This window comes from Ligilactobacillus saerimneri DSM 16049, from assembly GCF_000423265.1.
GTDB lineage: Bacteria > Bacillota > Bacilli > Lactobacillales > Lactobacillaceae > Ligilactobacillus > Ligilactobacillus saerimneri.
In genome coordinates this window covers 1-12,083 of the sequence record NZ_AUHQ01000002.1, presented here as the reverse complement: position 1 = coordinate 12,083, position 12,083 = coordinate 1, and the positions used below count along the sequence as shown (strand labels likewise).

The window sequence follows — 12,083 nt, the reverse complement described above, 5'->3', positions numbered from 1 at the left end:
GTAATAATGGTGAAAGTGTTAATCTTGGATACAACCAAGAAGTTACCAGCTGCCGTACTGGATGAATTCTTGGAAGAATCTTTTGATGACTTGGTGATGTACGGAGAAAATCTTGATGCCATCCGTGTGACTGCACCGGAACGGGAAGAAAAGATTACTGGGCGGTTGGATGATGAGGATCAACTAGTCCAGGCAATGACGGGAGTCGATTATGTCTTTCTTGATACTAGCGATGCTTCGATCCTGAACCATGTCTTGCACGCAATCAAGCAAGCTCAGGGACCTAAATTGATTTATGCTAGTGCAGTTGGGATCTATGATGAAGTTCCCGGTAAGTTCGGCGAATGGCTCAAAGAGCACCGTGGTGAGGAATTCTTGAACCAAATGAAGCAGTTAACCGATACGGTGGAGCAATCGGGAGTTACCTATACTATCCTGCGGTTGCCACCAACATACACCAACAGTATGAATGATAATTACCAAGCACGGACACGGAACCAACAGTTCATGTTTACACAGGTATCGCGGGAAGCCGTTGGTCGGGCAATCACACAAATCGTTCGGGATCAACGTGGTGAATATGACAATTTAAATATAGCTTTGGGTGAGCCGGGCAGTGAAGGTGATGCGCCAATCTTCGATCCTAGCCGAGCCTAAAGAATACAAAAAACCAGCTTTTAAGCTGGTTTTTTAGTTGGCACTTTCCTTGGTGAAATATGTCAAAATTTGTGAAAAATATTTGCTGATTTTGTTTGCATCTTCGTAATCAAGCTTTTTCAATTGCCGAAATAACATTGCAGTATATGGTGGCATCTCATTTTCGCTACTAGTATCTTTTTCAGTGAAGAAATCAGCAATATCAACCCCTAATGCATCTGCGATATTTCCTAATTTCTGAAAACTGATATTTTGACCTTCAGTTCGCTCAATCTTAGAAATAAAGTTAACAGAAAGTCCACTGTACTCAGCTAGCTTTTCTTGTGTTAGGCCAGCGCGATGACGTTGCTTGCGAATGGCACTCCCGATGTCGTTATATGAATGTTGCACGCCAATCCCTCCTGAAATGCAAATGTCGGCACCGCCTAAATGTATTATTAACCACTTTTTGTATACAAGAGACACTAAAACCCCGCTAAATCAATGATGAAAGCGGTAAATGTGTGGAATGCCAACGTTTATTGTAATAACATTTAATATAAAATTATTCTTGCAAATTCATTATGTTTAAAAGCTCTACAATAGTCAAGGCTTGATTCTTGCCAAATGTCGCAGTATTAGAAAAAACGTTAGATTAGCTGCATTACAAAAAAATCCCAGTCAAACAGACCGGGGTTTATGTAAATGGTCGCTTACTATAATCATAATATGGGGGTATTGTGAGCAGAGAAGATGTAAGTTTCATTTACAAGTCAATCGTACCACAAGACGATAAAATAAGAACAATAAAACAGGTGGATGTAAATAAAATAAGATAAAGATTATATTTTTTAGTTTGTTTTTTTAAAAAATGCTTTTAAGTTTGAAGTATGATAAAATGAATTGCGGGTAAGGCAGACATGTAATGCCATAAGAAGATAATCTTTATTTTGGTCAAAAAGGGTCGACTTTAGAGGGTTATTTTATGACTCTTGCCAGGATTAAAGACGGTCCACCCTGTCATTTTTGAAGTGAAAATAATGATTATGACCCATATCTATCCACCGTCTGGCTACACGGTGGGTATTTTTTTACTTAAATTCACATTTTTTTGCCAAAATATTCATAATTTCTTCACATAATATGATTATAGTAATGATATACCTTAATTGAGGTACAAATTTACTCCCCCTAAAAGTAAATTTAATACCATCCAAGTTTTTCCCCTAAAAGAACTTGGAAACCCTTTTTGTCCCTATCGTTCCACGGTAGGGTTTTTGTTTGCCAGCCAGAGCTAGGTCTGGCAAGAGAAGAACGCAATAAGGCGGGCTAGCTGTTATCAAACAAACAGTTAGTCCGCCTTTTATAGTCGCTTAATTAAACAAACTTTTCAGCCAAGCCACAAACTTGTCCCACCAGCCTTCTGCTTGCTGGGAGGTTTGCGCTACAGTTTTCTTTGTAGTAGCGCTGTTAAACCAGTTTTTAGCTTTGTTCATGAGGTTGCCAGATGATGTTTTAATGTTATTGATTGTATTGGTTACATTACTTACGTATGATTTGCTATTAGCAATAGGAGCTTTTTGGAAATTAATCAAAGCATTGATAATCAGTGTCCGTTGGTTGTTATTGATGGTATTGCTGATCCCTTGTTTGGCTAAATATTTATCCAAGAGGGCGGCAATTTCCTGTTCGGTAAGGGCGCCAGAAGCTTGTTTTTCTTGTGCAATGGCCTTGGTGGTATCCCCTACCGCTGTCATCAATTTACTTGGGTAAGCAGTATCATCCTTATTGGCATCGATTGCTGTTTGGGTGGCGTCTAGGAGTTGGTTGGCTGAAGCAGTATTAGTAGTGTTCAATGGTGCACCATCAGTGGCCAGAGCTTTATAGACTCCGGTAAGAGCGGATTCCCCAGAAACAGCACGGTTGGCTGTAACTGTGATGGTAATGTCAGTAACTCCAGCCATTTGGGCTACGAGAGCATACTGCTGAGCAGTTACCTTAGTAATATTGTCAGCACCATTATACGGTTTGATATTAACCTTAACCCCAGAGCCAGGATCACCAGGAGCGATTGCGACGGATGAGATCATCGCAGCATCGGTAGTTGCGTCATTGTTGATGTACTTGTGGTAATCAGCAGCATTTACTGTGAGCTTTTTAAAACTACTATCAATTTGGAAGGCATCGTTGAGCTTAGGATAGACTTCCTGAGCAACGCCAGATCCATAGACAACATAGGGGGAAGTAAGGGTGTGGGTGGTTTGTTGGCTACTGCTACTGTCAGTTGTGTCAGCGTGGACCACGGCTGTGGAGGGAACGGTATGCTGCGATGAACGGAGGGTTGGAGCAGCCAAGATACCTCCGAGAACGAACGCACAGAGACTGCCCGCAACTAGCTTGGTTAATGGATGGTTAGTAATAGCTTTTTTTGGCATGGATTTGAACCCCTTTCAAATAAGTAACAACCATATTTCCCAGTTATTATTTTACCATGAAGGACTTAAGCGTCAGTGGAAGTAAGGTTTTTGGCTTGCGCCACGGCGATTTGAGCCGCTGTTGGGATCGAAGGCATAGCTCCAAGACCTTGCACAGCTAAAGAGGAGGCCGTTTGACCATAGTTGACAGCCTCCTCAAGGTTGGAGAAGTCAGGCTTAAGTTGGGCGGTCATACTCCCGATAAATGTATCGCCAGCACCGGTGGTATCGATGGCTTGGACTTTGTAGGCAGGCAGAACTGTAGCTTGCTTTTCCTGGTAAAGATAGACTCCTTTGGAACCCAGAGTGATCAAAAGGTTGTGAACGCCTAAATGCGCAAAATGGGCTCCTGTCTGGGCCAAGGACTTGGCGTCCGTGATCGTAATTCCAGTCAAAGCTTCACTTTCGGTTTCGTTAGGAACTAAAAGGTCGGTGTAGGCTAGTAATTCAGCCGATACTTCTTTGGCAGGTGCGGGGTTGAGGATGGTTTTGACACCATGTTCCCGAGCAATCTTAAAAGCCGCTAGGGTTGCTGCTTGTGGCGTTTCAAACTGAGCAATCAAAAAGTCGGAGTTCCTAATGGTATCAATCACAGCTGGTTGGTTGATGGTGGCTGGAGTTATTTCGTGGTTGGCGCCACCATACACCATGATACTGTTTTGTCCTTGCTGGTTGAGGATGATTGCGGCTGACCCAGTTCCGATGTCTTTTTGGATAAAAACATTACTGATATCAACATTATTTTCTGCTAGAGCTGTCCGCATAAACTGGCCAGCATCATCACCTCCGACCATACCAATAAAAGCTGTGCTAGCCCCTGATCGAGCCGCGGCCACAGCTTGGTTAGCGCCTTTGCCCCCTGCTGCAGAAGTTTTGTTGCTGGCTGCAATGGTTTCACCTGGTTGTGGCATTCGGTTAACGTGATAGGTGGTATCCAGATTGATACTTCCTAGGACTGTGATGCGATTTGTCATAAAAAACACCCCTCTTGCTTGAGTTACTTCGTAAATTAACTAATCTAATTATACCAGCCACAAAGAAAAACCAGGGCGGCAAGCGGTAAAGTTTTTCCAAACATTGGGCGTGAACTGGGGGTGAATACTGACAAACGCAACGGTTGGGGGTATACTAAAATTAAAACAAACCCATAACACTTTAAGCGGAGCGTTTGCAGTGGCGATCATTCGTTACTCCAAAGGCGCCGCTTTTTGTTAGCGAATAGAAAAAAAGCACTTTCTAAAATGTGGTAGAATACACATATGTAAAGGTTTAAAAATTCTTAATGACTAGATTTTATTAAAGATTGCGAGGTGAATAACCGTGAAGAAATTTTTTTCCAAAGATTTCTGGCGGTTGCCAGAATTCATGAGCAATGATCGGTTGCGGTGGATTGCCTTTTTCTTAGTGGTTATTTCGCTAATTAGTGTCTATTTATCATTGTCCAAAAACATTCTATTTGGGATCGTCATCTTGGCTGTTGTCATTCTGATGTTGGCAATTATTTACATTGAGTTCCAACAGATGACCCAAGATACTAGTGATTATATTTCTGACCTATCTTATCGGATCAAACGGGGCGAACAGGAAGCGCTGATCCGGATGCCTTTGGGGGTTCTGTTACTCGATCAGACGGGTGATATTGAATGGGTCAACCCATACATGCAGCGATATTTTGGTAAAGATGATGTGATTGGCAAAAAAATCGCGACGGTTGATCCTGAGTTGGGCGATTTGATTGCAGAAAATTGGGAAGTTAAAAAACCCATCGAAGTAACTTGGAAAGATCAGCATTTTCAGATGTATATTCAAGCTGATATTGATGCGGTTTACATGATGGATATTACCCATTACTTCGATATCGAAGAACGCTTCCGCAACACGCGGTTGATCATTGGGCAGATTTTCTTGGATAATTATGATGAAGTTTCCAAGACGATGGCTGATGAGACAATTTCCAATATTAATAATTACATTACGACCACCCTATCAGAATGGGCCCACAAGATGGGTGTTTTTCTAAAACAAGTCGATGAAGATCACTTCTTTATCATTGGGTACCGGCAGTCGTTAGTGCGGATGGAGAATCGTAAGTTTAGGGTGTTGGATAAGATTCGCAAGGACACTTCCAAACAAAATAATCCCCTGACCTTGAGTATCGGGATTGCCTACGGGGGAGATGACCTCAATGAGATGTCTAAACAAGCGCAAAGTAATATGGACCTGGCATTAGGCCGGGGTGGAGACCAGGCGGTTATTCGGAAGGTTAATGGACGCCAGCCGCGTTTCTACGGGGGAAAAACAAATCCAATGGAAAAGCGGACCCGGGTCAGAGCGCGGATGATCTCACAGGCCCTCCAAGAGTTGATTCGCCAGTCCGACCAGATTTTTGTGATGGGGCACATGCGGCCTGATATGGATTCGATCGGGGCAGCAATGGGGATCCGGCGTATTGCCCAGATGAATGGGCGCAAGTGTTGGATTGTGATGGACCAGGAGCATTTGCATTCGGATATTCAACGACTAATGGAGGAGGTTCAAAATGAACCTGCTTTGCGGACATGCTTCATTACTCCGGAAGAAGCCCATGAAAAGGTAACTCGTAAGAGTTTGCTAATTATGGTTGACCACTCGAAACCATCCATGACTACGGACCCACAGTTGTATGAACTGATGCAGAACCGGGTGATGGTCATTGACCACCACCGGCGGGGGGAAGAATTTCCTGAAAACCCCATTTTGGTTTATATCGAACCGTATGCTAGTTCAACGTGTGAGTTAATCACTGAATTATTTGAATATCAGGCACCAACCAAAGAACCAATCACGCGGTTGGAAGCCACAGTGATGCTCACGGGGATCACAATTGATACCAAATCCTTTACTCTACGAACGGGGACGCGGACTTTTGATGCCGCTAGTTATTTACGGTCAGTTGGGGCTGATGCAACATTGATGCAACACTTTATGAAAGAAGATGTGCAAAGCTACATGCAGCGTAACCACCTGATTGACCTGGTTGAGTTTGTTGGTCCTGACCGGTCACGGGCCCTCTGTGCGGGCGAGAATGACCGGATCTTTGATGCGGTGGCTGCAGCGCAGGCTGCCGATTCTTTATTGACTGTTAGTGGAGTACAAGCTTCCTACGTTATTTCCCGTCGAGATGAAGATACTATCGGTATTTCTGCCCGGAGTAATGGGAAAGTCAATGTCCAGATTGTTATGGAAAAACTGGGAGGCGGTGGTCACCTCTCCAATGCTGCTACCCAGATTACTGGCAAAACAGTGGCTGAGGTTCGTAAGCAATTACTTGAATTAATTAACGATGAGCAGGAAAATAATAATGATGAGCCAGGCACAGATGCAACTGATGCCTAGTGACAAGGAGGAGTTAACATGAAAGTTATTTTTACACAGGACGTCCGTGGTAAGGGAAAACGCGGTGAAATCAAGGAAATTCCTGATGGGTTTGCTAACTTCCTGATCAAGAGTAACAAGGCTAAGAAAGCTGATGCCCAAGCAATGTCTCAATTACGGGGCCAAAAACGGGCTGAAGCTAAGCGGGAAGCAGAAGAATTGGCTGAAGCTAAAGCTCTTAAGGAGAAGCTAGAATCAGGCAATATGATCGTTGAACTCAAGGCTAAAGCCGGGGTTGATGGGCGCCTCTTTGGTTCTATTACTAGCAAGCAGATTGCCCAAGGCTTGGAAAAGCAACATGGGATCAAGGTTGATAAGCGGAAGATGGACCTGTCCGAACCATTGCGGGCTATGGGTTACCGGAATGTGCCAGTTCGGTTGCACAACGATGTAACAGCGCACGTTCGGGTACATGTTTCAGAAAAATAAAGTACAGTTAGTAAGATAAGTTAAAAAAGACTGTTCAGTCACGAATTTGTGATTGAACAGTCTTTTTTATGTTTATTGATCAGGTGCTTCGAAGTTGGCGATGTTGGTAAACTTATTGTACTGCTTACTGAAAGCCAAATTAACCGTTCCGCGGGCCCCTGCCCGGTTCTTTTCAATAATTAATTCCACAGTACTTGGAACCTCATCTGCCTGATTGCTATCTGTATTCTGGAATGGTTGCTGGTTGTCGCTGTTTTCATCCGCTTTAGGGGTTAAATTCGTACTTTCGTAGTAGTCTTCCCGGTATAAGAAAGCGACGATGTCCGCGTCCTGTTCGATAGACCCAGATTCCCGAATGTCGGAGAGGACGGGACGCTTGTCTTCACGACTTTCTACCCGCCGGGAGAGCTGGGATAGGGCGATGACAGGAACGTTGATTTCCTTGGCCAATTTTTTGAGTTGGCGGGAAATTTCAGAAACTTCTTGTTGCCGGGATTCTTTATTACTACCTTCAATTAGTTGAAGGTAGTCGATTACAACTAAACCAAGAGGCTTATCTTTTTGCCGCTCTTTGGCTAGGCGGAGACACTTGGCCCGGATTTGGGACATCTTGATCCCAGGCGTATCGTCGATATAGATCGAAGCTCGCGAAAGGGACCCAACGGCCATCATTAACTTGCGGTATTCATCCTCATCTAAACTCCCATTCCGCAAGTGATCAGCCCGAATTGTCCCTTCGGCACAGATCATCCGGCTTACCAGAGATTCGGCACTCATTTCAAGGGAGAATAGGGCGACAGTGGTTTCACGACTAGTAGCAATATTTTGTGCCATGTTAAGGGCAAAAGCAGTTTTCCCCACAGCCGGCCGGGCAGCCAAGATGATCAAATTGTCAGGTTGTAGTCCAGAAGTCAGCCGGTCAAAGCCAGTATAGCCGGTTGGCAGACCGGTAATTTCATTACCTTGGGTAGCTAGGCGGTTGATTTCATCGACTGTTTTATCCAAAACTTCATCAATTCGCCGGAAACCACCGCTATTGCGGTTAGAAGAAACGCCCATAATAGACCGTTCGGCGTCATCGAGGATATCAGCAATCTCCATCCCCCCTTCGTTGGTCTGCGTGATGATGCCAGTGGCAGCAGCGATAAGACGGCGGGCAGTAGCCTTGTCAGCAACAATTTTGGCGTAATAAGCAATGTTAGCAGCCGACGGTACAACACTAGCGATCTCACTAATAATCGTGGCCCCTCCTACGTCTTCGAGTTGGTTATTAGACTTCAAAGTGTTGAGCAGGGTCACAGTATCCAAGGGTTGGTCTTTGTCGTTGAGTTCGACCATAGTCTGGAACAAGATTCGGTGGGCATGCTTGTAGAAATCTTCTGGTTGGAGGTATTCCAACGCAGTGGCGATGGCACTATTATTTAAAAGAATCGCCCCTAAAACAGCTCTCTCGGCTTCGATGTTTTGGGGTGGCAAGTAGTTATTAAGGGTATTTTCGCTAGCCACAATGTTCTTCCTTTCGTAAATAATTCTGTTGCCTATTTTAGCATAAGAACGAACAGCCTGGTTATAAATACATATTACACAGTCTTTTATGAAACAATAAAAAAAGGTGGAGAAGCTCCACCTTAATAGTTATTAGTGTTACCAAAAGTTTAGAACAGTTGGTCAACATGTTCTTTAATGATTTGGGCAGATTTGCGGAATTCGGCGTCTTCAGCAGCGGTTAATTCCAATGGAATAACTTCTTCAACCCCATCGGCCCCAATAATAGCAGGGTAACCAACGTAAGTTCCTACACTTGGAACGAAAACAGAAACAGGGGCAAAAAGTTTAGCATCAGCGAAGACAGCCTGGGCTAACCGCACCGCACAAGTAGCGATGGCATAGGAAGTATAACCCTTACCAGCAGCCACAACGAAGGCATTGTCTTTGGTAGCCTGCATTAATTGAGCCCGAGTGGCTTCGTCCAACAAGCTAGTGGCGGGCTTGTTGTTGACACTAACTGTTGACCAAGCTACAAATTGGGAGTTGCCGTGTTCGCCGAGAACGAAACCACTGACGTTGCGTGGGTCTTGGTGTAAATGATCACCTACGGCCCGTTGCATCCGGGCTGTATCAAGGAAAGTCCCTGTCCCGAAAACATGGTTTTGTGGTAAACCTGTCACTTTTTGAAGGATGGTTGTGACAGCGTCACATGGGTTAGCAACGTTGATGATGATTCCGTGGAAGCCAGAATCTTTAATTTGTTGGCCAACTTCTTTAGCAGCATCACTATTAAAACCGAATTCAGCGAACCGGTCGCCGGATTCAACACTAGCTTTGATGTTCCCAAAAGCAGTGATGAGGACATCAAGATCACGAAGATCTGAGAAGTCTTGTGCTTTCAGTTTAACGTGGAAATCATTCCGGGCTAAAGTGTCACTTAGATCGTTAAATTCGGCTTGAGCTTTCTTGGGGTTTTTGTCGATCAGTACTAACTCATCTGCAATCCCGTGGGTGAAAAGAGTGAAGGCAACAGTTGCGCCGACGTGTCCTAAACCGATAATACCAACTTTTCTCATAAATTAAAGACCATCCTTTCCGCATTACAACAAAAATTCATTTACTCAATATAATATCTTATTGTGTGAAAAAAATCACTAACTAAAAAAACGAAGGCTATTTTCAAGATAAATACTCTCTCTAAATAAAATAAGAGCCAGGAGAATTTTCTCCCAGCTCTTAACTGCGATTAAACAACAAGTACGAGGGTGGTATGAGTCAGCGTCAATACAACACTGACAATTAGTTTATAGAAAGGAGTAATAGTGGTGTCGGATTGGATGGACCACCCTCGGGAGGGATTCCCTCCTACCACTTTAACTTTAGCATAAAAGGAGATAATGATTTAAGTAAAAGGCTCACGCCTGGCTGTGTGTCTGTGGAAGTAAAATAAAAATTTATTTGAGTAAGGCTAATTATCCAGTTTAGACCCGACATATAGTGCGAATTTATCCTATATGGTCGTGTCTTTTGGAGAAACAAGTCCCAAGAATGTATGCGCCGGAGTATGTGATGATTGTTAGGGGCATAGATAATAATGCGTAGAAAGAGCCTATAAACATTTTTCTTTTTACAATCTGCTAAGTGGCTAGGTTTTTCTTCAAAAGACGAACATTGAACAGGATTTTAATTTCATAAACGGATTAGATAATGATAATATTCGGTTTTAGCTTGAATAAAAATGTGGTGTTTGTTAGTATATGAAATGGTGTTTTTGCGAATTATCGCATTAAAAATAATATTGAGGTGAATATCTATGTCATCAGTAGTAGTAGTTGGTTCACAGTGGGGCGATGAAGGTAAGGGAAAGATTACTGACTTCTTGAGTCAGAATGCCGAAGTCATTGCTCGTTATTCTGGTGGGGACAATGCCGGGCATACAATCATGTTCAATGGCGAAAAGTTTGCTTTACGGCTAATGCCTTCAGGGATTTTCTTCCCCAAAAAGATCAACGTGATTGGTAATGGGACAGTGCTCAACCCAGAACATCTAGTTGAAGAAATTGATAACTTGACTGCACGGGGGGTTTCCGTAGATAATCTCCGGATCTCTGATCGGGCCCACGTAATTTTGCCTTATCACATTGTTTTGGATCGGCTCCAAGAAGAAGCCAAAAAAGGTGATAAGATTGGGACGACTGGCAAGGGGATTGGCCCAGCTTATATGGACAAGGCGGCTCGGGTTGGGATCCGAATGGCTGACTTACTAGAAAAAGAAACTTTCGAAGCTAAGTTGCGGACTAACTTAGCTGAAAAGAACAGTCTTTTCCAAAACGTGTATGGGGCAGACCCATTGAAGTTTGAAGATATCTTCGAACCATTCTACGAATATGGACAACGGTTAAAAGAATATGTCACTGACACTTCAGTTGTTCTCAATGATGCACTGGATGCAGGTAAGCGTGTTCTCTTTGAAGGGGCACAAGGAAACATGCTGGACATCGACCAGGGAACATACCCATATGTAACATCATCTAACCCAGTTGCTGGTGGGGTAACGATCGGTTCCGGGGTGGGACCAAATAAGATCAACAAAGTAGTTGGTGTTATCAAAGCTTATACTTCACGAGTAGGGGATGGTCCCTTCCCTACGGAATTGCACGATGCTACCGGCGACTTTATTCGGGAAGCTGGTCATGAATACGGAACAGTTACCAAGCGACCACGGCGCATCGGTTGGTTAGATACGGTTGTCTTACGGCATTCCAAGCGGGTTTCGGGATTGACCAACCTGTGCTTGAATTGTGTCGATGTCTTGACTGGTTTAGATGAGATCAAGATCTGTGTTGCCTACGAATTGAATGGAGAACGGATTTACCATTATCCAGCAAGTTTGAAGCAACTTCAGGCCTGCAAGCCAGTTTATGAAACCCTCCCAGGTTGGAAGGAAGACATCACTGGGTGCAAGACGCTGGAAGAATTACCAGAAAATGCCCGTAATTACATTCACCGGATTCAGGACCTAGTTGGGGTTAAGATTTCGACATTCTCGGTTGGACCAGATCGTGACCAAACTAATGTCTTGGATCAAATTTGGGCACAAATTTAATTCACATTTAAACTATTACGCTAAATATATGAGCAGAAAGACAGTGCAAAGGCGCTTCTTTCTGCTCTTTTTATTGCGAAAAAAGCAAGTTTCATTTTTAGTTTAGATAATTTTTTAATTATAGTTATAATAAATAATTATTAGTGATAATATAATAATAGCAATAGGTGTATTTTAATGCACTTGACATTAAAAAAGGGTAGATTGCAATAAATAACTTGAACAAATTTAATGACGCAGATTAAGCAAAAAGATCTCAATTGGAGTTCGCCAGTTCAAACATTTGAGTGGCCGTGAATTCAGATACCAGTTAATCTGAATCAATTCATCATCACTAATCTCTTCAATTGGCTGACCCTTAGGAATAAATCGCCGTAACACTCGATTACGATTCTCATTACTACCACGTTCATGCGGAGAATAAGCATGTGCAAAGTACAACGGCACGCCGGTATTTTTCTCAATTGATTGGTAGTTGGCGAACTCTTTCCCGTGATCAACCGTCAGTGTCTTGAGATTAGTTCCTAATTGATTAG

The 12,083-nt window shown here is 43.3% G+C and carries 10 protein-coding genes; 4 read left to right on the top strand and 6 right to left on the bottom strand.

All coding sequences use genetic code 11. The features are described from left to right. Window positions 1–6: 6 nt before the first annotated feature. Window positions 7–657 carry an NAD(P)H-binding protein gene (locus tag G541_RS0101020; RefSeq protein WP_027826191.1) on the top strand — a complete coding sequence of 217 codons (651 nt, stop codon included), beginning with the start codon at window positions 7–9 and terminating at the stop codon, window positions 655–657. Window positions 658–690: 33 nt separating this feature from the next. On the opposite strand, the gene G541_RS09085 is transcribed toward G541_RS0101020, so the two are convergent. The 3 genes from G541_RS09085 to rbsK form a co-directional block, all read right to left on the bottom strand. After that, a complete protein-coding gene (locus tag G541_RS09085; RefSeq protein WP_009552712.1) occupies window positions 691–1,047 on the bottom strand; it encodes a helix-turn-helix domain-containing protein in 357 nt (118 codons plus the stop codon). A gap of 962 nt (window positions 1,048–2,009) precedes the next feature. Next, a complete protein-coding gene (locus G541_RS0101010) occupies window positions 2,010–3,071 on the bottom strand; it encodes a DUF1002 domain-containing protein (RefSeq protein WP_081654752.1) in 1,062 nt (353 codons plus the stop codon). A 65-nt stretch (window positions 3,072–3,136) separates the two neighbouring features. Continuing rightward, on the bottom strand, window positions 3,137–4,084 hold the full coding sequence (gene rbsK, locus G541_RS0101005; protein WP_027826189.1) for a ribokinase: 948 nt from the start codon (window positions 4,082–4,084) through the stop codon (window positions 3,137–3,139). A gap of 346 nt (window positions 4,085–4,430) precedes the next feature. Between rbsK and G541_RS0101000 the strand changes: the two genes are divergently transcribed. Then, window positions 4,431–6,485 carry a DHH family phosphoesterase gene (locus tag G541_RS0101000; RefSeq protein WP_009552717.1) on the top strand — a complete coding sequence of 685 codons (2,055 nt, stop codon included), beginning with the start codon at window positions 4,431–4,433 and terminating at the stop codon, window positions 6,483–6,485. Between the two features lie 18 nt (window positions 6,486–6,503). Then, window positions 6,504–6,953, top strand: coding sequence for a 50S ribosomal protein L9 (gene rplI, locus G541_RS0100995; protein ID WP_009552719.1), 450 nt, complete (start codon window positions 6,504–6,506; stop codon window positions 6,951–6,953). Between the two features lie 72 nt (window positions 6,954–7,025). On the opposite strand, the gene dnaB is transcribed toward rplI, so the two are convergent. Further along, entirely contained in the window at window positions 7,026–8,459 is a 1,434-nt protein-coding gene (dnaB, locus tag G541_RS0100990; protein ID WP_027826188.1) for a replicative DNA helicase, read from the bottom strand. Window positions 8,460–8,608: 149 nt separating this feature from the next. After that, entirely contained in the window at window positions 8,609–9,517 is a 909-nt protein-coding gene (locus G541_RS0100985; RefSeq protein WP_009552723.1) for an L-lactate dehydrogenase, read from the bottom strand. 737 nt (window positions 9,518–10,254) lie between these two features. Between G541_RS0100985 and G541_RS0100980 the strand changes: the two genes are divergently transcribed. Further along, window positions 10,255–11,547, top strand: coding sequence for an adenylosuccinate synthase (locus G541_RS0100980; RefSeq protein ID WP_027826187.1), 1,293 nt, complete (start codon window positions 10,255–10,257; stop codon window positions 11,545–11,547). 228 nt (window positions 11,548–11,775) lie between these two features. Here the strand turns inward: G541_RS0100980 and G541_RS09080 are convergent. Beyond that, window positions 11,776–12,083 (bottom strand): IS30 family transposase (locus G541_RS09080; RefSeq protein ID WP_027826262.1); only part of this gene is annotated, 308 nt, incomplete at its 5' end.

What these genes read in the sequence shown, in the direction of transcription:
- rplI (WP_009552719.1), top strand. Translation starts at nt 6,504, where the DNA reads ATGAAAGTTATTTTTACACAGGACGTCCGTGGTAAGGGAAAACGCGGT.
- G541_RS0101010 (WP_081654752.1), bottom strand. Translation starts at nt 3,071, where the DNA reads ATGCCAAAAAAAGCTATTACTAACCATCCATTAACCAAGCTAGTTGCG.
- rbsK (WP_027826189.1), bottom strand. Translation starts at nt 4,084, where the DNA reads ATGACAAATCGCATCACAGTCCTAGGAAGTATCAATCTGGATACCACC.
- G541_RS0100980 (WP_027826187.1), top strand. Translation starts at nt 10,255, where the DNA reads ATGTCATCAGTAGTAGTAGTTGGTTCACAGTGGGGCGATGAAGGTAAG.
- G541_RS0101020 (WP_027826191.1), top strand. Translation starts at nt 7, where the DNA reads ATGGTGAAAGTGTTAATCTTGGATACAACCAAGAAGTTACCAGCTGCC.
- G541_RS0100985 (WP_009552723.1), bottom strand. Translation starts at nt 9,517, where the DNA reads ATGAGAAAAGTTGGTATTATCGGTTTAGGACACGTCGGCGCAACTGTT.